At 69.2% G+C, this 19,176-nt stretch carries 21 protein-coding genes; 10 read left to right on the top strand and 11 right to left on the bottom strand.

Going from position 1 to position 19,176, the window contains the following annotated elements; genetic code table 11:
* Positions 1-151 precede the first annotated feature (151 nt).
* From WJM96_RS08880 to WJM96_RS08870, 3 genes are read left to right on the top strand one after another with little or no spacing between them, the layout of a single operon-like run.
* On the top strand, positions 152-1,879 hold the full coding sequence (locus WJM96_RS08880) for a hypothetical protein (RefSeq protein ID WP_424812113.1): 1,728 nt from the start codon (positions 152-154) through the stop codon (positions 1,877-1,879).
* The gene (locus WJM96_RS08875) at positions 1,879-2,505 is read left to right on the top strand and encodes a hypothetical protein (RefSeq protein WP_424812112.1); all 627 of its coding nucleotides are present in this window, start codon (positions 1,879-1,881) and stop codon (positions 2,503-2,505) included. Before WJM96_RS08880 ends, WJM96_RS08875 begins: the two co-directional genes overlap by 1 nt.
* The gene (locus tag WJM96_RS08870; protein ID WP_424812111.1) at positions 2,505-4,340 is read left to right on the top strand and encodes a peptidoglycan-binding protein; all 1,836 of its coding nucleotides are present in this window, start codon (positions 2,505-2,507) and stop codon (positions 4,338-4,340) included. The genes WJM96_RS08875 and WJM96_RS08870 overlap by 1 nt, the downstream gene beginning before the upstream one ends.
* Positions 4,341-4,347: 7 nt before the next feature.
* Here WJM96_RS08870 and WJM96_RS08865 read toward each other — a convergent pair whose 3' ends face one another.
* The 4 genes from WJM96_RS08865 to WJM96_RS08850 are packed head-to-tail and all read right to left on the bottom strand — an operon-like array spanning position 4,348 to position 8,166.
* Complete coding sequence (locus WJM96_RS08865; protein ID WP_424812110.1) at positions 4,348-5,439, bottom strand: Ldh family oxidoreductase; 1,092 nt, start codon at positions 5,437-5,439, stop codon at positions 4,348-4,350.
* Positions 5,440-5,447: 8 nt separating this feature from the next.
* Positions 5,448-6,422: a Bug family tripartite tricarboxylate transporter substrate binding protein gene (locus tag WJM96_RS08860; protein WP_424812109.1), complete on the bottom strand. Its 975-nt coding sequence runs from the start codon at positions 6,420-6,422 to the stop codon at positions 5,448-5,450.
* A gap of 26 nt (positions 6,423-6,448) precedes the next feature.
* Entirely contained in the window at positions 6,449-7,288 is an 840-nt protein-coding gene (locus WJM96_RS08855) for a fumarylacetoacetate hydrolase family protein (protein ID WP_424812108.1), read from the bottom strand.
* Positions 7,285-8,166: a TauD/TfdA dioxygenase family protein gene (locus WJM96_RS08850; protein WP_424812107.1), complete on the bottom strand. Its 882-nt coding sequence runs from the start codon at positions 8,164-8,166 to the stop codon at positions 7,285-7,287. Before WJM96_RS08850 ends, WJM96_RS08855 begins: the two co-directional genes overlap by 4 nt.
* Before the next feature lie 71 nt (positions 8,167-8,237).
* On the opposite strand from WJM96_RS08850, the gene WJM96_RS08845 reads away from it, so the two are divergent.
* The gene (locus tag WJM96_RS08845) at positions 8,238-9,488 is read left to right on the top strand and encodes an NAD(P)/FAD-dependent oxidoreductase (RefSeq protein WP_424812106.1); all 1,251 of its coding nucleotides are present in this window, start codon (positions 8,238-8,240) and stop codon (positions 9,486-9,488) included.
* Positions 9,485-10,849, top strand: a complete 1,365-nt coding sequence (locus WJM96_RS08840) for an MATE family efflux transporter (protein WP_424812105.1) — start codon at positions 9,485-9,487, stop codon at positions 10,847-10,849. The genes WJM96_RS08845 and WJM96_RS08840 overlap by 4 nt, the downstream gene beginning before the upstream one ends.
* Here WJM96_RS08840 and WJM96_RS08835 read toward each other — a convergent pair.
* Positions 10,832-11,278, bottom strand: a complete 447-nt coding sequence (locus WJM96_RS08835; RefSeq protein ID WP_424812104.1) for a hypothetical protein — start codon at positions 11,276-11,278, stop codon at positions 10,832-10,834. The genes WJM96_RS08840 and WJM96_RS08835 overlap by 18 nt on opposite strands.
* Positions 11,279-11,414: 136 nt before the next feature.
* Between WJM96_RS08835 and WJM96_RS08830 the strand changes: the two genes are divergently transcribed.
* A complete protein-coding gene (locus WJM96_RS08830; RefSeq protein WP_424812103.1) occupies positions 11,415-11,579 on the top strand; it encodes a hypothetical protein in 165 nt (54 codons plus the stop codon).
* Positions 11,579-11,797, top strand: a complete 219-nt coding sequence (locus WJM96_RS08825) for a hypothetical protein (protein WP_424812102.1) — start codon at positions 11,579-11,581, stop codon at positions 11,795-11,797. The genes WJM96_RS08830 and WJM96_RS08825 overlap by 1 nt, the downstream gene beginning before the upstream one ends.
* On the opposite strand, the gene WJM96_RS08820 is transcribed toward WJM96_RS08825, so the two are convergent.
* Both WJM96_RS08820 and WJM96_RS08815 read right to left on the bottom strand, forming a co-directional pair.
* Positions 11,794-12,558 (bottom strand): exodeoxyribonuclease III, encoded by a 765-nt coding sequence (locus WJM96_RS08820; protein ID WP_424812101.1) that lies wholly within the window; start codon positions 12,556-12,558, stop codon positions 11,794-11,796. The two genes, WJM96_RS08825 and WJM96_RS08820, sit on opposite strands and share 4 nt — an antisense overlap.
* A gap of 77 nt (positions 12,559-12,635) precedes the next feature.
* Positions 12,636-12,986, bottom strand: coding sequence for a HesB/IscA family protein (locus WJM96_RS08815; RefSeq protein WP_424812100.1), 351 nt, complete (start codon positions 12,984-12,986; stop codon positions 12,636-12,638).
* 78 nt (positions 12,987-13,064) lie between these two features.
* On the opposite strand from WJM96_RS08815, the gene WJM96_RS08810 reads away from it, so the two are divergent.
* Positions 13,065-14,213 carry a deoxyguanosinetriphosphate triphosphohydrolase gene (locus WJM96_RS08810; RefSeq protein ID WP_424812099.1) on the top strand — a complete coding sequence of 383 codons (1,149 nt, stop codon included), beginning with the start codon at positions 13,065-13,067 and terminating at the stop codon, positions 14,211-14,213.
* 68 nt (positions 14,214-14,281) lie between these two features.
* On the opposite strand, the gene WJM96_RS08805 is transcribed toward WJM96_RS08810, so the two are convergent.
* The 4 genes from WJM96_RS08805 to WJM96_RS08790 form a co-directional block, all read right to left on the bottom strand.
* Positions 14,282-14,785: a hypothetical protein gene (locus WJM96_RS08805; RefSeq protein WP_424812098.1), complete on the bottom strand. Its 504-nt coding sequence runs from the start codon at positions 14,783-14,785 to the stop codon at positions 14,282-14,284.
* A 247-nt stretch (positions 14,786-15,032) separates the two neighbouring features.
* A complete protein-coding gene (locus tag WJM96_RS08800; protein WP_424812097.1) occupies positions 15,033-15,662 on the bottom strand; it encodes a tyrosine-protein phosphatase in 630 nt (209 codons plus the stop codon).
* A 25-nt stretch (positions 15,663-15,687) separates the two neighbouring features.
* Positions 15,688-16,800, bottom strand: a complete 1,113-nt coding sequence (locus WJM96_RS08795; protein WP_424812096.1) for an S-(hydroxymethyl)glutathione dehydrogenase/class III alcohol dehydrogenase — start codon at positions 16,798-16,800, stop codon at positions 15,688-15,690.
* A 32-nt stretch (positions 16,801-16,832) separates the two neighbouring features.
* Positions 16,833-17,507: a GntR family transcriptional regulator gene (locus WJM96_RS08790; RefSeq protein WP_424812095.1), complete on the bottom strand. Its 675-nt coding sequence runs from the start codon at positions 17,505-17,507 to the stop codon at positions 16,833-16,835.
* A 192-nt stretch (positions 17,508-17,699) separates the two neighbouring features.
* Between WJM96_RS08790 and WJM96_RS08785 the strand changes: the two genes are divergently transcribed.
* Positions 17,700-18,134 carry a type II 3-dehydroquinate dehydratase gene (locus WJM96_RS08785; protein ID WP_424812094.1) on the top strand — a complete coding sequence of 145 codons (435 nt, stop codon included), beginning with the start codon at positions 17,700-17,702 and terminating at the stop codon, positions 18,132-18,134.
* Between the two features lie 52 nt (positions 18,135-18,186).
* Entirely contained in the window at positions 18,187-19,170 is a 984-nt protein-coding gene (locus WJM96_RS08780) for a Bug family tripartite tricarboxylate transporter substrate binding protein (protein ID WP_424812093.1), read from the top strand.
* Positions 19,171-19,176: the final 6 nt, after the last annotated feature.

Raw genomic sequence — 19,176 nt, 5'->3', positions numbered from 1 at the left:
CGAAATAACGTCGCCCTAATAAATCACGTCCAGCCGGACGAACATGATCCAGTTACTCCGGTCCCGCGCCGCAGCGGGCCTCGGCGCGAGCCTTTCGTGAACCGGCAAGCCGGTTCCGAACGGCGGCTGTCGCCCCGGAGGACAGGCTGCCATGGTCATGCGAACCATCACCCTCGTTCTGGCGCTATCGCTATCGATCGGGGGCGCTGTGCTCGCGCAGCCGCAACCCGCGACCCCTCCGGCGGCACCGGCCGCAACCGCCCAGCCCGCCCCGCCGCCGGGGATCGCGGCCGCCCGTGTCGAGCCGCCGCCGCGCGGCGAGGCCACGGCGGCAGACCATCAGCAGGCGCTGCGCATCGTCGCGTGGTTCGTCGGCATCTTCGCGCTGGTCAGCTTCGCTGTCCTCGTGATGCTCGCCTGCAGCGTCCGCAAGAGCTTCTACGCGGACGCGAACAAGGAGGGGAACGGCGAGTGGCGTTACCAGCTGATGCAGCTTCCGCTGGGCGTACCCGAAGGCTCGATCCGCGCGCTCCTCTCCATCTTCGTGATCGTCTTTGGCCTGATGGTGCTGGTGCTCCAGAACCGCCTGGGTCTCCAGAATGTCGAGGCCATCAGCGGCTTCATCGGCATCGTCATCACCTTCTACTTCACGGCGCGAACCGGAGACCAGGCGCAGAAGGCGGTGGACGCCGCGAAGGCGGCGGTCACCAACGCCAATGAAGCCGTGGCGAGGGCGGCGGCGGATACACAGACGCAGCTCAACAGGGCCACGACCGAATTGGCCGGCGCCGCGATCCGCGCCGCCAACCCCGCGCCGGTGCCCGCTGTCGTCGTGGCTCCCGTCGGCGTCGAGACGGCGGCGGGACTGGCGCCGTTGCAGGCGACCCTGCGCGACCTGCGCGCCCGCCTGAGCGCCGTGCGCCAGGTTGCCGCGGCCGCCTCCAGCCTGGGCGTCGGCGGAGATCTGGTGGAGGGCGCGGGCCGGACGATCGAGACCGCCGACGGCCTGCTCCGCACCATCGAGCCCCTGCTCTCCGGCACGCCTTCGACGGATGCCATCGGCGCTATCCTCGATACCGCCGGCAAGACGCTGCCGGTCCTTGAGAACGCGGGCTTGCCGGGTGCTTTCGCCGATGTGCTGGCCTCCCTCCGGGGCGCGGTGCAGTTCGCGGGCCCGATCGTCGCGGGCATTCCGGGCGGGCCCATCGGCATCGCCGGCGGCGTCATCCTGGCTGGCGTGAAGCTCGCCCAGGACAACCAGCGCTTCGAGGCCCTGAAGACGGCGCTGCTTCGCAAGCCCTTCAACCCCGTGCTGCTGCCTGATTCCGCGATCCTGGGGAACGCGGCTACCGCGGCCCTCGGGATGTCCCGGCATCTCTCCACGCTGCTCGGCGACCAGCCGCCTGCGGTCGCGACCTCCCTGATGCGGGAGCTGCTTCGCCGCTCCCCGGCGGGCGGGCCGGTTCCGGCCGTGGAGATCGCGGACAGCCTCCTCAAGGACGGGCTGAACGCGGAGGGCACCATCATCCCCTTCGCAGGGCGTGTGGCGACGCGTGACGAGCTGGTGCAGGCGCTCGAGGAATACCGCAGCAACGTCGTCTTCCAGGCGGCGCGCTCGCAGCTCGAGGGCAGCGTGGACATGCCCCCGGTGGACGGGGCGCCGGGCGCCGCCATCGATCTGCGTCAGCTCGTGGATGCGGCGGCGGCGCTGTCCGGCACGCCTGCCGGGGCGTCGCAGATCGAGCGGCTGGTCTATCTCGCCGAGGCGCTGGGCAAGCTGCCCAACGAGAGCGGCGCCGTCACGACGCTGGTCGTGGATGCGCTGAACGCCGCGCAAAAGCTTCTCCCGCAACGAGTGACCCAACAGGAGAATTCGTGATGCGACGCCATGCCCTGGCCTGCGTGCTGCTCCTCACGGCGGGCTGCGTGAAGAACAACGACCTCGTCCAGTACGACCGCATGCGAAACTCGAACGATCCGCAGGCGGTCGCGGCCGAGAGCATCAGCTGCTCGGAGAAGGATATGGCCTGCGTCCGGCTGCTGGTGCTGCGAGGCTCCGCCTGCGCGCGCCTCAGCGAGGCGCCGGACGTCGCGACCCGTGTGCGGATGCGCGGCTGCGCGCTGGATGATTTCACCGCCGCGCAACGCCAGCTTCCCGCCGATGCGGAGGCGGAGGACCGGCGGAAAGTCCTGACCGGCCTCGCGGAAGCCCAGCGCAACAACCGCGACAACAGCGGCAGCCGCGCCACGGCGGATGGGCTGAACCAGCAGCTGATGACGACGGCGACCGCGCTCGGCTCCATCCCCGGGGGCGCCTCGACCGCGGCCTACTTCAAGTCCGAGGCGCTGGCCTATCAGGGCCAGCGCGCCGGTTCCGCCGGCTGCGCCGATCTTCGCGCCGCCCGTGTCGGCCTGCCCACGGCGGTGGGCGAAGATCTCGCCCCGCGCGTCGAAACGCTGCGGGTCAGTGTCACCAACGCGATGCAGACCCAGAGGTGCGTGTGATGGCGACGGCGCAGCTCGAACGAAACATCTGGTTCACGACCCCGATGATGCGGGGCGACGACGTGCTGATGGTGCAGAACCGTCTCGTCGCCAGCGGCGCGCTGCTGACGCAGGACGGGCTCTACGGCCGCGGCACGCGCAAGGCCGTCGAGACCTTCCAGCGTGCGGCCGGCCTCCTCGCGGACGGCGTGGTCGGCGTGGCCACGTGGTCCCGCCTCATGGCGCCGCCGGGCACCGCACCGGCGGCGGCGCTGCAACCGCCCACGGAAGCGGGGCAGATCATCGACGTCGCGAAGCTGACCGTTCCGCACCGGCTGTTCCAGGGCAGCGTGGAATGGTCGCTGGGTCCCCAAGGCATCTCCATCGCGGGTGGCTCGCTCGCGCCATCCGTGCAGGAGCAGCAGATGGTGGCGAAGGTCATGACGACCTTCTCCCAAGCGCTGACCACCGCCCTGTCGAAGTACAAGGTGCCGGTGGAGCTCGTCGTCGCGACCATCTGCACGGAGAGCGGCGGCAATCCTATGGCCAAGCGCATGGAGCCGGGCTGCGACCGGGACGACCCCTCGCGTACGCCGATGCGGGTCTCCTGGGGGCTGATGCAGACGCTGCTCGGCACGGCGAGGGAGGTGCTCGGACAGCCCGATCTTCCGCTGGCCCAGCTGCTGGAGCCGGAAGTCTCGATCCGGGCGGGTGCCGCCTATATGTGGCGCCAGGCGCGCCGGACGGGGTTCGATCCGCCACTGGTCGCCGCGGCTTACAATGCCGGCAGCCTCCGGTGGAACGACGGCCCGGAGAACCGGTGGAAGATGGTGCAGTACCCGATCGGCACGGGCCACCACGTGGACCGCTTCTGCCGCTTCCTCAACGCCGCCATGACCACGGATGCCGCGCTGCCGTCGCAGGTCCCGAGTCTGCGGGAAATCCTCGGCGGTGCCCCGGCGGCGAGAACGGCGACCGTCGCCGCGCCCCTCACGGCACCGGCGCCGGAACCGGAAGACCAGCCCGACGCGATGACCCCGCGCCAGTTCCAGGAGCAGCTGCATGCGGCGGGGCACTATGCCGGCCCCATCGACGGCCAGCCTTCGCCGGCGCTGGAGGATGCCATCGATGCGCGCTTCTCGGCCGAGGCGATGGCCGGGCGCCTTGCGGCCGACTGGCACGGCTGGTCCGACGCCCGGCGGCAATTGGCGGTGGAGCAGTCGCTCATCCGCGACAGGGACATCTTCGTGGGCGCGATCGACGGCCTCATCGGCCCGCAGACGCGCTTCGCGCGGCAATCCTTCCAGCACCTGATGGAGACGGGCCAGCCCCTCGTCATTCCTGAGCGGGACGAGGATCCGCCCGTCTCGATGCCGGCCGTCGGCAAGGCCATGGAGTGGCCGCGGCAGTCGGAAGTCTCGCGCTTCTACGGCGCGGTCGGCACGAACCAGGTGATGCTGGTGCTGCCCTACACGATGCGCATCGCCTGGGACACGAGCAAGACCGTCACCCGCTTCCAGTGCCACGAGAAGGTGCACGACGCCTTCCTGCGCGTCTTCCAGAAGACGCTGGCCCAGTACGGCCCGCAACGCCTTTCGGAACTGAGGCTCGATCTCTTCGGCGGCTGCCTGAACGTCCGCCCGATGCGGGGCGGCACGCGGATGTCGATGCACAGCTGGGGCATCGCCATCGACCTCGATCCCGCGCGGAACGCGCTGGACATGCATCACGACAAGGCGAGCTTCGCCCGCGACGAGTACATCCCGTTCTGGCGGATCGTCGAAAGCGAGGGCCTGGTCAGCCTCGGCCGCGTGCGCGACTTCGACTGGATGCACTTCCAGGCCGCCCGCCTGTGAAGGGGGCTCAGGTCTCCTTCAGCTCGTAGGCAACGCCCGCGCGCCCGGCTATGGCGCGCACATGGTCGATCAGGCTCTGCGGCATCGGGATGCCGTGCGCGAGGCGCTTCTCGCGCATCATCTCCTCGGGCTCGCCGGGCAGCAGGACGGGCTTGGCCGGGTCGGCCGGCGCGGCGCCGTGCAGCACGTCGATCACGGCGTCGAGGTCGGTCGTGTACTCCTCCATGTCGCGATAGGCGCGGGGGTCGATCGCCATCATGAAGTGGCCGATATTGTTCGGGTCGTCCGGCTTCTGCGTACGGTTGCGGATGGGCGAGAAGCTGGCGCCCACCATGGTCCCGCCCAGGATATGCGCCATGAGCGCGAGGCCGTAGCCCTTGTGCCCGCCCAGATGCTCCGGCCCGCCGACGGGCGTGATGCCGCCTTCCTTCTTCTTGAACACGTAGTCCATGGCGACACGCGAGTCGGTGACGGGCCGGCCGCCCTCGTCCTGCACCCAGCCCTCGGGCAGGGTCTTGTCGTTGAGGTGGTAGACCTTGACCTTGTTGCCCGCGACCGTCGTCGTCGCCATGTCGAGAACCACGGGCTTGTGGCCCGGCCCGGCAGGGGCGGCGAAGGCGATGGGGTTGGTGCCCAGCACGGGTTCCGCCGCGCGCGTGGGCACCATCAGGATGCCGCGGGTGGAAGAGGTCACGAGGCCGATCAGCCCGGCCGAGGACGCCATGCGCGCGTAGTAGCCCGCCGCGCCGAAATGATGGCTGTTCACCACGCCCACCGCGCCGATGCCGAACTGCCTCGCCTTCTCGATGGCGACGCGCATGCCCATGGCGGCGGCGGGATGGCCGAGGCCGTCCGCGCCATCCACCAGCGCGGTCGCCGCGAAGTCGCGCACCACGCGCGGCTCCCCCGCGATACGGAGCTGGCCGAGCTTCAGCATCTCCTCATAGGCCATGAGCATCGAGATGCCGTGGCTGTCCACGCCCATCAGGTCGGTCTCGACCATGATCTCGGCGGTGATGTCCGTCAGGTGCTTCGGCATGCCCCAGGCCGTCAGGATGGAGACGATCTGGGCGCGGATGGAGGGGTGGGTGAAGTTCATGCTCTCTCTCAATCGACGGTGGCGCCGGTGGCGCGCACGATGGGCACCCATTTCTCGATCTCGGCCGCGATGAAGGCTCGTGTCCGGGCGGGTGTCATGTTCTCGGGGATGGTGTTGCCGAGCTGCAGGATGCGCTCGCGAACCGGGCCGGCGGCCAGGCTCTGCGCGATCTGCTGATGCAGGAATTCCAGGATGGCCGGCGGCGTGCCGATGGCCGAGGACCACGGGGTCCAGGTCGTGGCCAGGAAGCCCGGCAGGCCGGCCTCCGCCGCGGTGGGCACGTTCGGCGTCATGGGCGAGCGCGTGCCGGTCCCGATGACGATGCCCGTCACCGTGCCCGCGCGGATGTGCTGCTCCATGAAGGAGATGGTGTCCGCCTGGAAGTGGATCCGCCCGGCCGAGAGATCGGCGAAGGAGGCCGCCGATCCCCGATAGGGCACGTGCTGCGCGACCGCGCCCATCTCGCTCAGCAGGAGCGCGGCGGAGATGTGGCCCGTCGTGCCGTTCCCCGAGCTGCCATAGATGTAGTAGCCCGGCCGCTCGATCAGCGAGGCGCGCATCTCGGCGAGATTCCGCCAGCCGGTCGAGGGATGCGCCGCCACCACCATCGCGCTTTCCGAGCTGATGGTGATGTGGTCCAGCCCGGTCAGCGGATGCACCGGCAGATTGCGGTAGAGCCCGACATTCAGCGCATGCGAGCCGAGCGCGCCCACCAGCAGCGTGTAGCCATCCGGCGCGGCACGGCCCACCGTCTCCATGGCCACCGTGCCGCCGCCCGAGGGCCGGTTCTCCACCACGAATTGCTGGCCGATCTGCGCGGACAGCGCGGTGGAGACGAGGCGCGCATTGATATCCGCATTGCCGCCGGGCGCCAGCGCCACGACGACGCGCACGGGCCTGTTAGGATAGTCGGAGCCCGGTGCGCGCGGCTGCGCGGCCGCCGTGCCGGCCAGCAGCAGCAGCGGCATGATCAGTCGCATCATTCTTGTTTCCTCCCCGCTTGTTCTTGTCAGGCGATCCCGTGCCTCAGCGCGCCGATGCGTTCGACGGTGAGTTCAAGCCGGTCGCCGCCCTGAAGGTAGCGTGGCGGCTTGCGGAAATGGCCTGAGCCCGAGGGCGTGCCGGTCGCGATCACGTCGCCCGTCTCCAGGCGCATGAAGCGCGAGACGTAGGCGATGAGCGCGGGCACGGAGAAGATCAGGTCGCGCGTATTGCCGTGCTGCACCTCCTCGCCATTCAGCATGCAGGCGATGTCGAGCGCCCAGGGCTCGCCCAGCTCGTCGGCCGTGACGATCCAGGGGCCGATCGGGCAAAACTGGGCGAGGCCCTTCGCGAAGCTCGTCATCGGCAGCGGCTGGTCGAACTGGAACTCGCGCGCCGAGATGTCGTTCAGGATGGTGTAGCCCGCGACATGGTCCAGCGCGCGGCGTTCCTCCACCTCATAGGCCGGCGCGCCGATGACGACAGCGAGCTCCACCTCCCAGTCCGGCTTCGTCACCGCGCGCGGGATGTGGACGGAGGTGCCCGGCCCGCAGACGGAGGAGGTGGGCTTCAGGAAAAGGCGAGGGGCCTCCAGCTTCGGCCCGCCCACCTCGGCGGCATGCGCGCCGTAGTTCCGGCCGACGCCGATGATCTTGCCCGGCCGCAGCGGCGCATCGAGCAGCGCCTCGTCGAAGGGCAGGCGCAGCGATGCGTTCTCCGGCCGCGCCGCAAAGGCGATCTGGCGAGAGGCGTCCGTCATCGCGGCTTCGTCGCCCAGCAGCGCGATCATCTTGCGTGCGGCCAGCGGCACCAGCGCATCCTCGATCACGCCTGCCAGGCGGCCGTCCTTCAGCGTCGCGAGCCTCATGCCGCGAGCGCTGCGTAGTCGAGGCTCGCCATCACCTGCACGCGCAGGATGAAGCGCGGCTCCTCGGGCGTGTAGTCCGCGACGGCGTTGTGCGTGGTGCCGATATTGTCCCACATCAGCACGTCGCCAGGCGTCCAGGCGTGGCTATGCAGGTATTTCGACTGCGACTGGTGACGGAAGAGATAGTCGAGCATCGCATCGCTCTCGCGCCGGTCCATACCCTCGATGTACATGGCGTAGCCGGGATTGGCGTAGAGCACGCGTCGCCCCGTGATCGGATGCTCGCGGAAGATCGGCTGGCGCACGGGCGGGCGCTTGGCGCGCTGCTCGGGCGTCAGCGGGCCGCGGATGGAACCGGGACGGATCCGCATCATGTCCCAGAACTTCTCAAAGTCGTGGATGGCGACGCGGCCTTCCAGGCGCTCCTTCACCTCGTGGGGCAGGTCTTCGTAGGCGGCGTGCATATTGCGGAACTGCGTGTCGCCGAGGGGCCGTCCGTCGCGCAGCGGCACCTCCTTGGCGTGCAGCACGTTGGCGAGCGCGATTTCCTTCGCGTAGCTCATATCCGTATGCCAGCCCTGGCCGGCGTCGTTGAGGCCCAGGGGTTTGCCCGCCTCGTCGCGCTTGTTGGAGAGGATCATCACCTCCGGCAAACCAGGCGCGTGGAACATGTTCGCCACGTTCACCTCCAGCGTACCGAAGCGCTGGCCATAGGCGGCGAGCGCGGGCGCATCGAGGTCCTGCTGCGGGAAGCAGAGCACGCCATGCTCGCCCAGGGCGCGCAGGATGTCTCGGAAATCCGAATCACTCATCGGCTTTGACAGGTCGATACCATGGACGCGCGCGCCGAGGCCGGTGTTATTCGCTATGACCTGCATGCATACCTCCCGCTTTTGCCCGACTTTCCGCGCGCATTGTGAGCGCGTCAATCTTGCACAAGCATCGTTATATGGAACGCAAGACTTCCGTCCTCGTCGCGGGCGCGGGCATCGTGGGACTTTGTACCGCCTGGTACCTCGCCCGGGCCGGCGCCGCCGTCACGATCGTGGATCGCGCCGGGCCGGGCGAGGGGACGTCCTCCGGCAATGCGGGCGCGATATCGGCGGGCTCGGTCGCGCCCCTGGCCATGCCGGGCGTGCTGCGCGACGTGCCGAAGATGCTGCTCGACCCGAAGGGCGCGCTGCACATCCCGGCGCGATACTGGCCAGTGGCGTTTCCCTGGCTATGGCAATTCGTGCGCGCGGCGGCGCCCGAGCGCGTGGAGCGGATCGCGGCCGCGCTCGCCCTGCTGCTGCGTGGCGCGGAGGACTGCCATCTGGAAATCCTGGAGGCCGAGGGCGCGGCCGACATCATCTCGCGCAACGGGCAGCTCTACCTCTATCGCGATGACGCGCATCTCGCGAAGGACGATGCGTCCTGGAAGCTGCGCCGGCAGCACGGCCTCGAGATGCAGGTGCTTCGCCGCGCCGGGATCATGGAGCTCGAGCCCGGGGTCGCCGAGACCTACAACCGAGGCGTTTTCCTGCCGAAGCAGAGCCACTCGTTGAATCCCCTGCGCCAGGCCCGCGTCGTGGCGCGCGGGATCGAGCGGATGGGCGGCAAGGTCCGCAAGGGCAACGTCACGGCGCTGATCCGCGAGGGCGACCGTATCACCGGCGCGATGGTGGACGGCGCCCCGGAGCATGCGGATCATGTCGTGCTCGCGGCCGGCGCTTGGTCGCACAGGCTGCTGGATGCCATCGGCATCAAGGTGCCGCTGGAGAGCCAGCGCGGCTATCACGTCATGCTCACCGACCCTGGCGTGATGCCGCGCCGGCCCGTCATCCCCGCCGATCGCAAGGCCTTCATCACGCCGATGGAGGAGGGGCTTCGGGTCGCGGGGACCGTGGAATTCGGCGGCACCGAGGCCCCGCCCAACCCGCGCCGCGCCGCGCTGCTGCTGGAGGATCTCGCCAGGGTCTACCCGCAGGCCGATACGCGCGCGCAGAAGCCTTTCTGGATGGGCCATCGCCCTTGCCTGCCGGACAGCCTCCCGGTCGTGGGCCCCGTGGCCTCGCGGCCCGGGTTGTGGTGCGCGTTCGGGCATGGGCATCTGGGCCTCACCGGCTCCGCCCCCACCGGGCGGCTGCTGGCCTCTTTCATGTTGGGGCCGAAGCCCAATCTCGATATTTCGCCCTTGGGCGTGGAGCGATTCGCATGAGCACCTCAGAAGCCGTCGCGACCGCCATCGCGCCGCGCCCCCCCGCGGGAGAGCTTGCCCGCCGCGTGCTGGCGCTGGCCGCGCCGACGACGCTGCTCTCCGCGCTGCAGGTGGTCGCGCTGCTGATCGAGACGGTGATCGCGGCGCGCCTGGGCCGTTCGGCGCTCGCCGGCTGGGCGGTGGTGCTGCCCTTCTCGCTGCTGCTCGGCCAGATGTCCGCGGGCGCCATGGGCGGTGGCGTGGTCAGCGCCATCGCCCGCGCGCTGGGAGCGAGGAAGGAGGAGGAAGCCTCGGCGCTGGCCGTGCATGCGCTGCTGATCGCGCTGGGCTTCGCGGCGATGTTCGTGGTGGTGCTCGCGGTCTTCCCGCGCACGGTGCTGCCATGGATCGGCGGGCCCGAGGCGGCCGCGGCGGCCGTGCCCTATTCCATCGCGCTCTTCGGCTTCGGCGCGATCCCGGCTTGGCTCGCGAACACGCTGGCCTCCATCCTGCGCGGCGCGGGCAAGCACGCGCTGGCGGCACGGGTGCTGAACTTTTGCTGGATCGCCTATCCCATCCTCGGCTTCGTGCTGGCGGAGACGCTGGGCTTCGGGCTGCTCGGCCTCGGTGTCGGCTTCGCGGTCTGCTTCTGGATCGCGGCGGGGGTGATGGCGCTGGTGGTCTTCTCCGGCGCGGCGGGCTTCCGGCCCGACCTGCGCGTCAAACTCCGCTGGCCGCTGTTCCGGCGCATCCTGGCGGTCGGCGCCATCGCCTGCTGCCTGGCTTTCGTGGCCAACATGGCGACCATCCTCGTGACGGCGCGGCTGGCTTCCTACGGGCCGGTGGCGGTCGCGGCCTACGGCGTCTCGGCCCGGCTGGAATTCATGATGATCCCGCTGGCCTTCGGCGTGGGCTCGGCGCTGACAGCGCTGGTCGGGCGCTCGGTGGGGCAGGGGGATTGGGAAACCGCGCGGCGCACCGCCTGGGTGGGTGGGCTGATGGCGCTGGCGGTATGCTCTGCCGTCGGCGTCACGGTGGCACTGTTTCCGCTGACCTTTGCGAATCTCTTCGCCTCGGATGCCGAGGTCGCGGCGATTGCGGCGCGGGCGCTCGGCTTCATCGGCCCGGCCTTCGGCGGCTTCGGCCTGGGCATGGCGATGTATTTCGCGGCGATGGGCGCTGGGCGGATGGGCTATCCCGTGGCGGCCGGCCTCTCGCGCCTCGGCATCGCGGTGGGCGGCGGCTGGCTGCTGGGTGACCAGCTGGGCTGGGGGATGGACGGGCAGTTCCTGGCGGTGGCGCTGGGCGTCACGGCCTATGGCGTGCTGACGGCGGTCGCGGTGCGGCCGGGTGTGTGGGGCCCGTCACGGACGGGTGCGTAGCCGGTCCAGCGCCGGCGCCATGACATGGCCGCCCCGCCGCAGCGCCGTGGCGGCCGCGATCAGCGACGGCATGACGCGATAGGCCGCGAGCGGCGGCGCCAGGCGGTGCAGAAGCCCAAGCGCGAGGCTGCGCGAGCCCTGCTGCGCGGCCGCGATGGCCAGCAGCAGTGCACACTCCGTCTCCGTCACATGGGGGCAGAGCGGGCTGGCCAGGTTCAGCGTGGAGAGGGAGCGCAGCAGCGGATCCAGCAGCAGGGCCGCGCCCTCTGCGCCCGCCGCGGCCAGCACGATCGCGGCCTCGCCCATGGGACCGGCCGGGCCGTCATCGGCCCAGGCACGCGCGGCATCCAGGATCAGTCGCTCCACCTCGGGCAGGGCGTCCGTGTCGTGACCTAAATGCGGCCATTGGGGCAATCCGCGAGTCGCCATGGCTGATCTCCGTTGTCCGGAGTTTGTAGTGCAATTGAGAATGAGTCGCAAATCATCATTGAGGGATTGACTGATTTAGGAACAAAGGGTGAAAATCCGCTTGCGCGCCCGCCGTGTTTATGTTTTGTTCACGGTCATGAGCGCGACCCTGATCCCCGACGACCTCCGCATTCCGCCGATGCCGCGGACCATTCGCCTGGCCACCCCGCGGCCGGCTCCCCGGCTGCGAACGCAGTTGCTGCTCGGGGCTATCGCGGGCTTCGGTTCGGCCTGGCTGCTGGCACGTTTCGTCATCGGCTGATGGACCGCATCCACGCCGCGTGCTGCACTGGCGGCATGTGGCGGGCGATGATCATCGGGGCGGCGTTGATGATGGCCGGCTGCGCGTACTTTCGCGCTGAGGACCGTCCGGAACCGATGCCCAATGCCACGGCCTATCCCGCGCCGGCGGTGCAGGGGCGGTATATGCCCTGGATACAGGGCCTCAGTGCCGATTATTACCGCACCAGGCCAAACTAGTCCGTCAGCTCGATCCATACTGGCGCGTGGTCCGAGGGGCTTTCCTCCGCCCGCGCATCCAGATCCACGCCCGATGTCACCAGCCGCTCGGCCAGCTCCGCCGACAGGAGCGCGTGGTCGATGCGGAGGCCGCGATTCTGCTCGAAGGCGGAGCCATAGTCCCAATAGGTGTAGGGCGGCTCGGACGGGTGCAGCGCCAGCAGCGCATCGGTCAGGCCCAGATGCGTCAGCGCCCGCCACCGGGCTCGCGATTCTGGATGCACCAGCGCATCCGCCGGCGGCAGGGTGCCGGGCGCCAGATCTTCGTCTGTCGGACAGACATTGTAGTCGCCCAGGATGGCGAGCGGCGTGAAGGCATCCAGCTTGTCGGCCGCCCATTCGCGCAGCCGGTCCATCCAGCGCCATTTGTAGGCCAGCCCGTCCTCACCGCCGCTGTTGCCGTTGGGAAGGTAGATGCCCGCCGCGAGCATCCCCACGCAGCTCACCGCGATGAAACGGGCGTGAGTGTCGGCGTCCTCGCCAGGAAGGGATTCGGCCACGACTTCAAAGGGCAAGCGCGATACGACGGCGACGCCGTTGCGCCCCCCATGCTGACCGACCGCGTGAACCTGGTACCCAGCCACTTCAAGGGCCGGGAATTCCTCGTTCTTGCACTTGGTCTCCTGCAGGAAGACGAGGTCCGGCTCATGCCGCGCCAGGAAGCGCTGCAGATGCGGCATGCGCCGCCGGATGGAGTTCACGTTGAAGGTGGCGAGCCGCATGCCCGTGTTGTGGCGGCCCGGCCCATTCACGGCAAGAGCGCAGTCGAGCCCGGCGGAGCCTGGCTCGCTATGGGGTATCAGACGGCGAAGCTGACGCCGCAGCCGCAGCCGCTCGTGGCCTGCGGGTTCCGGACGACGAAATGCGAGCCGATCAGCGCCTCGTGCCAGTCGAGCTCGGAGCCGGCCAGGAAGTCGAGCGAGACGCCGTCCACGTAGACATTCGTCCCTTCGACCGTGACGGTCAGATCATCGTCCCCGGCCTTGTCCTCGAGGTCGAAGCCGTATTGGAGGCCAGAACAGCCGCCCGCCGAGACCGACACGCGCAGCCCCGCGCCCGGGCGTCCCTGTCGCGAGGCGATGCTGGCAATTTCCTGCGCGGCGCGAGGCGTCACGAAGAAGGCGCGGGCGGTGGTGCTGCCGTCGGGCATATGAACTCTCCTTGGCATCCTATGTAGCGCGGTACGCCGGGATTTCCACTTCCGGCGGTGGCTGATACGCCTTGAGGCATGCAGAGCCCCCGTGCCCCCTGGGCCGTCACCTCCACGCGCGGCCGCCTTCATTCCGAATCGGAGGACGGTTTCCGCAGCCCCTGGCAGCGCGACCGCGACCGCATCATCCATTCCCGCGCCTTCCGGCGGCTGCAGTACAAGACGCAGGTCTTCGTCTTCCACGAGGGCGACCATTTCCGCACGCGCCTGACCCACAGCATCGAGGTTGCGCAGGTGGCCCGCAGCCTGGCCCGCCGCCTGGAGCTGGACGAGGATCTGGCCGAGGCGCTGGCGCTGGCCCACGACCTGGGCCACCCGCCCTTCGGCCATGCCGGCGAGGAGGCCCTGAACACCTCCATGCGAAGCTATGGCGGCTTTGCCCATAATGTTCAGAGCCTGAAGCACGTTACGCTGCTGGAGCGGCGCTACGGCGGCTTCGACGGGCTGAACCTGAGCTGGGAGACGCTGGAGGGGTTGGCCAAGCACAATGGCCCGGTCCGCCGGCCGGCCGCGTATCTGGCGCGCTACAACGCCGAGCATGACCTCGAGCTCCAGAGCCATGCGAGCGCGGAGGCGCAGGTCGCAGCCATTGCCGATGATATCGCCTACAACAACCACGATCTGGAGGACGGCATCCGCGCCGGGATTTTCCGGTTGGACGAGGTGACCGAGCTGACCTTGCCGCGCGAGGCGCTGGAGGCCGCGCGGGCCGCGCATCCCGGCATGCCCGCCGGCCGGGCCGCGCCGGAAATGGTACGGCGCGTCATCTCGCGCATGGTGAACGACGTGGTGGAGGAGACGGGGCGACGAATCGCGATGCTGAACCCGCGCTCGGCTGACGACATTCGCCACGCGCGCGCGCCAGTTGTCGCCTTCAGCACGCCCATGGCGGAGGCGAACGGCGCCATGCGCGCCTTCCTGCATGAGCGGATGTATCGCCATTTCCGGGTAAACCGCGTCACGCAGAAGTCGAAGCGGGTGCTGCAGGTGCTGTTCCAGCTCTTCCACGGAGGGCCGCAGATGCTGCCGGACGAATGGCGGGCGCGGGCGGGCGAGGCGGGAACGGCCGGCGCTGCCGAAGTGGTCTGCGACTACATCGCGGGTATGACGGACCGATACGCGCTGGAGGAGCACCGGCGGCTGACGGATCCGCATACGGGCGGCTGAATAAAAATCGCCCGCCGCGGGGTGCGGCGGGCGTCTCCGAAGATTCTACGCTTGGCGGGTAGTGCCGCTCAGCGGTTCGGCTGAACCACGGGCGGGACGCCAGGCTGCAGCTGGCCGGGCGCGACCGGCGCGGCGCGGCGGTTGCCACGCGGACCGGCGACCACGCCGGCCGGAGCCTGCTGGCCGGGCTGCACATAGGTCACGATGGGGCGGCCGTCGGCACCGGTACCGGTCACGACCGGCGTCCCGGCGGGGGCGAGGTCACCGGCGCCCGGGCCAATGTGCGTGATGACGGGGCGGCCGTTGTCGGTGCCGGCGATCACCGGGATACCGGCCGAGGTACCCTCGCTGACGCGTGGCCCAAGGGTCACGAGCTGGTCCATGCCGTTGATGTTCATGCGGATCGCCGTGCCGGGAGGCACGTTCCGCACGGCGGAGGGCGGGGCGTAGCTGACGACGCGGCCGGTGTTGTCCAGCAGCGGGTGCATGCCGGCAACCGACTGGGAGTTCTGGGTCGCATCGCAGGCAGCGAGGGCAAGCATCGCGGTAGCCGCGAGGAGTGGCTTCATCATTTGTGTTCTCTTCCCATCCTTGCAGAAGCAACAAAACGCACGGCGGCAACCAGCGAAACCGGCGTTTGCCTCCGCAACACTTCGTGACGCTAGCATCAAGCCTGACGTGACGGATAGGATTGAATGCAAACCTACGGCATGTCTGGCCGTGTGATGTTGCCGATTTGCCGCATGTGGCTGCCATAACACGCCATTTTTCGCGGATATCCAGGCGGCGGATGCGACGAATTCATCCGCGAATCCGGTGCTACTCGCGCCGCAAAACCTTATCCGTGAACCAGGCGGCTACGGGCTGCGGGCGGAAACCGGCGCGCAGCGCGTTCTCGTCATATTCAGTCGCCAGCCAAGTCTCGAAATCCAGGCCCCGCGCTTCGGCTTCGGCATAGGCCGCGAAGAAGGCGTCGAGGATGCCCGTGCGAGCGGCAGAGATATGACCGTGGCGCAATGAAAGCTCCGCCGCGGCGGTAGCGGCGTCGCGCCCCTGGATCAGGTGCCAGACCCCGGCAGCCAGGCCCGTGCGGTCCGCGCCGGACTTGCAGTGGATCAGAATCGGCTCGGGCAGGCTGCGGTAGAGCTGGATCAGCCGCAGCAGCCGGTCCTTATGCGGCGCACCGCGGCTCTCGAAGGGCTGGTCGGCGTGTACGAGGCCGAGCTTCGCCGCCTCCTCGCGCCCCAGCGCGTCGGAGCCGCAGGTCTCCCGATGGCCGCGCAGGTTGATGACGCTGCGGATGCCATGCCGGCGCGCGGCCTCGGCGAGCTGCCAGGGCAGGGGATGGTTGGAGCGATAGAGCCTGCCGCTCTCCACCACGCCCCAGTTGCGCCAGGGAATGCGCAGCAGGGCGTGGTCCACGAAGAGCGAGTTGAGCCAGGTCGTCATGCGGGAGGATCTGGCCTTCCCGCCGTCAGAAGACAACCACGCTCCGGATGCTCTCGCCGGCGTGCATCAGGTCGAAGCCCTCGTTGATCTTATCGAGCGGCATGACATGGGTGATGAGGGGGTCGATCTGGATCTTCCCCTCCATGTACCAGTCCACGATCTTCGGCACCTCGGTGCGCCCGCGCACCCCGCCGAAGGCCGTGCCGCGCCAGTTCCGCCCGGTGACGAGCTGGAAGGGACGGGTGGAGATTTCCTGCCCGGCCGCGGCCACCCCGATGATGATGGAGGTGCCCCAGCCCCGATGGGTGCATTCCAGCGCCTGGCGCATCACCTGCGTGTTGCCGATGCATTCGAAGCTGAAATCGGCGCCGCCGTCGGTCAGGTCCTGGATCGCCTGCACCACCTTGTCGCGCCCGACCACGTCGGGGTTCACGAAATGGGTCATGCCGAAGCGGCGTGCCATCTCCTCGCGGGCGGGGTTGAGATCGATGCCGATGATCTTGTCGGCGCCCACCATCTTGGCGCCCTGGATGACGTTGAGCCCGATGCCGCCCAGGCCAAAGACCGCGACGTTGGCGCCCGGCCAGACCTTGGCGGTGTTGGTCACGGCGCCGATGCCCGTCGTCACGCCGCAGCCGATGTAGCAGATCTTCTCGAAGGGCGCGTCCTCGCGGACCTTCGCGAGCGCGATCTCGGGCAGCACCGTGAAGTTCGAGAAGGTGGAGCAGCCCATGTAGTGCATCACCTGCGCGCCGTCGCAGGAGAAGCGGCTCGAGCCATCGGGCATCACGCCCTTGCCCTGGGTGGAGCGGATCGCGGTGCAGAGGTTGCTGCGCTGGCTGAGGCAGGTTTTGCACTGCCGGCATTCGGGCGTGTAGAGCGGAATCACATGGTCGCCGGGCTTGAGCGACGTCACGCCCTGGCCGACCTCGCGCACGATTCCAGCGCCCTCATGGCCGAGAATCGCGGGGAAGAGCCCCTCCGGGTCGAGGCCCGATAGCGTGTAGGCGTCGGTGTGGCAGATGCCCGTGGCCATCACCTCGACCAGCACTTCGCCGGGCTTGGGACCGGAGATGTCGACCTCGCCGATGGTGAGCGGCTTTCCGGCCTCGAAGGCGATGGCGGCGCGGGATTTCATGAGGCGGCTCCTATCGGGTCTATGGGAACGCTTTAGCGGGAGCGGCGCAGGGCCTCCAGGGTGCCAGCCTCCAGCACCTGCGAAACGCAGCCGTCGATATGCGCGCGCAGTATGCGCTCGGCCGCCTTGCGGTCTCGGCCCAGCGCGGCCTCGAGCAGCTTCTGGTGCTCTTCGGCCGCGACGGCACCCCGGAAGACCACGGCCACCATCTGGTAGCGCAGGTAGCGGTCATAGGCTGCCGCATGCGCCTGCAGCAGCGCGCGCGAGCCGCAGGCCGCGATCAGGGCGTGATGGAACTCCCAGTCGTAGCGCTTCCAGACGGCAGGCTGCGCGGCCTCGCCGGAAATCAGGCGGCGCTCGAGCGCGGCCAGCTTGTGGTGGGCGGCGACGACCTGGCCTTCCCAATCCAGGCCCCCGGCCTGGAAGGATTGCGCCATGGCATGGGTCTCGAGCAGCAGGCGAAGGTCCGCGACCTCGCGGAAGTCCTCAGGCGAGACGGCGGCGACCTCGAAGCCCCGCTGGCCCTCGGCGGTCACGAGCTCCTCGGACGAAAGGCGGCTCAGCAGCTCGCGGAGCGTGGAGACGCTGATGCCGTAGGTCTGGCGCATCCAGTCCAGCCCGAGGCGCTGCCCCGGCGCGAGGCGCCCGAAGAGGATGTCGGAGCGGACGCGGCGATAGGCGGCTTCGCCAACCGATGTCTCCTCCATGCCGATGCCAAGCCCCCGATCCAGACAGGAAATGTCGCATGGCGGGCCCGACCGCGACAAGGCGCCGGGCTGAGTCGGAATGATCCTCCATAACCAAGATCGTCGGATGATCCCTGTTTCGTATGTTTACGACGCGGCCGGTTCTTGGCAGTCTCCCGCCCAGCCGCGAGGAAACGCGGGGAGGAGACCTGATTGAGCCGCACCATCCATCTGCTGAACGGCCCGAACCTGAATCGGCTGGGTCGTCGCGAGCCGGAGATCTACGGGCGCACCACGCTGGCCGAGGTCGAGGCCATGTGCCGCGGCGCTGCGGGCGGCGACGCGATCGTCTTCCGGCAGACCAATTACGAAGGGCAGCTGGTGGACTGGATCCACGAGGCGATCGACGAGCCCGCCGCCGGCATCGTCATCAATCCGGCCGGGCTGACCTTTACCTCCATCCCGGTCCTGGACGCGCTGAAGATGTTCCCGGGCCCGATCATCGAGCTGCACATCTCCAACATCCACAAGCGCGAGGCGATCTACCACCGCTCGCTGATGTCCCCGGCGGCGACGGCCGTGATCGCGGGGCTTGGCGCGCGCGGCTACGCGACGGCCATCCGCTCCATGCAGGATCTGCTGGCCTGACGCCGCTGGCCTGACCCGGGTGGACTGACAACAACAATCATAAGGAACCGACATGACCAACACCCTTCATCCCGGCCGGCGCGGTTTGCTCGCCGGCGCGGCCGCAATCGCGGCTGCGCCCGCGCTGGCGCAGCAGGCCTATCCGAGCCGGCCGGTGACCATCATCGTGCCCTTCGCGCCGGGAGGCTCCACGGATTTCGTGGCGCGGCTGCTGGCGCAGTATCTCTCGGCCTCCATGGGCGGGTCCTTCGTGGTCGAGAACCGAACGGGCGGCAGCGGCACGGTCGGGCATGGCGCACTCGCCCGCGCCCGGCCGGATGGCTACACGCTGGACGTGGCGCCGACCGGCACCTTCGCCCTCGCGCCCTACCTCTTCAGCCCGCTACCCTACGACAATGACCGCGCCTTCGCGCCGATCAGCCTGCTCGCCAGCAACGCCATGTTCGTCTGCGTGCATCCCTCGAGCGGGATCACGAGCATGGCCGAGCTGTTCGAGAGGGCGCGGCGCGAGCCTGGGAAGCTCTCCTATGCCTCGCCGGGCGCAGGGACGGTCGGTCAGCTGGCGCCGGAACTCATGCTCGACATGGCCCGGATCGACATGCTTCACGTATCCTACCGGGGCGGCGGGCCGGCGCTGCAGGCGCTGCTGGCGCGTGAGACGACCATGGCTTTCGTGGACACTGTCACGGCCATTCCCTTCATCCGCTCCGGCGAACTCAAGGCGCTGGCCGTGACGGGCCGCACGCGCGACCCCAAGGCGCCGGACGTGCCGACGCTCGCCGAGGCGGGCCTGGCCGATTATCACGCCACGAATGATTTCGGCTTCTTCGCCCCGGCCGGCACGCCGCCCGAGATCATCCAGCGCCTTTCAGCCGCCGCACGCGCAGTCCTGAACCACCCTGAGGTGCGGGCCAAGCTGGACGAGGCTTCGATCGACGTGATCGGGGGGACGGCCGAAGCCTTCCCGCCCTATCTGGCCGCCGAGGGAAGGCGCTGGGGCGACCTCATCCGGCGGCGGAACATCAAGGCGGAGTAGCCTGTT

This window comes from Roseococcus sp. YIM B11640 (assembly GCF_049727625.1).
Taxonomy (GTDB): Bacteria; Pseudomonadota; Alphaproteobacteria; order Acetobacterales; family Acetobacteraceae; genus Roseococcus.
The sequence above is the reverse complement of the archived record's forward strand: the minus strand, read 5'-3'. Positions and strand labels throughout refer to the sequence as shown.

Coding starts and splice junctions, on each gene's coding strand:
- WJM96_RS08880 (WP_424812113.1), top strand. CDS start 152: ATGGTCATGCGAACCATCACCCTCGTTCTGGCGCTATCGCTATCGATC.
- WJM96_RS08875 (WP_424812112.1), top strand. CDS start 1,879: ATGCGACGCCATGCCCTGGCCTGCGTGCTGCTCCTCACGGCGGGCTGC.
- WJM96_RS08870 (WP_424812111.1), top strand. CDS start 2,505: ATGGCGACGGCGCAGCTCGAACGAAACATCTGGTTCACGACCCCGATG.
- WJM96_RS08865 (WP_424812110.1), bottom strand. CDS start 5,439: ATGAACTTCACCCACCCCTCCATCCGCGCCCAGATCGTCTCCATCCTG.
- WJM96_RS08860 (WP_424812109.1), bottom strand. CDS start 6,422: ATGATGCGACTGATCATGCCGCTGCTGCTGCTGGCCGGCACGGCGGCC.
- WJM96_RS08855 (WP_424812108.1), bottom strand. CDS start 7,288: ATGAGGCTCGCGACGCTGAAGGACGGCCGCCTGGCAGGCGTGATCGAG.
- WJM96_RS08850 (WP_424812107.1), bottom strand. CDS start 8,166: ATGCAGGTCATAGCGAATAACACCGGCCTCGGCGCGCGCGTCCATGGT.
- WJM96_RS08845 (WP_424812106.1), top strand. CDS start 8,238: ATGGAACGCAAGACTTCCGTCCTCGTCGCGGGCGCGGGCATCGTGGGA.
- WJM96_RS08840 (WP_424812105.1), top strand. CDS start 9,485: ATGAGCACCTCAGAAGCCGTCGCGACCGCCATCGCGCCGCGCCCCCCC.
- WJM96_RS08835 (WP_424812104.1), bottom strand. CDS start 11,278: ATGGCGACTCGCGGATTGCCCCAATGGCCGCATTTAGGTCACGACACG.
- WJM96_RS08830 (WP_424812103.1), top strand. CDS start 11,415: ATGAGCGCGACCCTGATCCCCGACGACCTCCGCATTCCGCCGATGCCG.
- WJM96_RS08825 (WP_424812102.1), top strand. CDS start 11,579: ATGGACCGCATCCACGCCGCGTGCTGCACTGGCGGCATGTGGCGGGCG.
- WJM96_RS08820 (WP_424812101.1), bottom strand. CDS start 12,558: ATGCGGCTCGCCACCTTCAACGTGAACTCCATCCGGCGGCGCATGCCG.
- WJM96_RS08815 (WP_424812100.1), bottom strand. CDS start 12,986: ATGCCCGACGGCAGCACCACCGCCCGCGCCTTCTTCGTGACGCCTCGC.
- WJM96_RS08810 (WP_424812099.1), top strand. CDS start 13,065: ATGCAGAGCCCCCGTGCCCCCTGGGCCGTCACCTCCACGCGCGGCCGC.
- WJM96_RS08805 (WP_424812098.1), bottom strand. CDS start 14,785: ATGATGAAGCCACTCCTCGCGGCTACCGCGATGCTTGCCCTCGCTGCC.
- WJM96_RS08800 (WP_424812097.1), bottom strand. CDS start 15,662: ATGACGACCTGGCTCAACTCGCTCTTCGTGGACCACGCCCTGCTGCGC.
- WJM96_RS08795 (WP_424812096.1), bottom strand. CDS start 16,800: ATGAAATCCCGCGCCGCCATCGCCTTCGAGGCCGGAAAGCCGCTCACC.
- WJM96_RS08790 (WP_424812095.1), bottom strand. CDS start 17,507: ATGGAGGAGACATCGGTTGGCGAAGCCGCCTATCGCCGCGTCCGCTCC.
- WJM96_RS08780 (WP_424812093.1), top strand. CDS start 18,187: ATGACCAACACCCTTCATCCCGGCCGGCGCGGTTTGCTCGCCGGCGCG.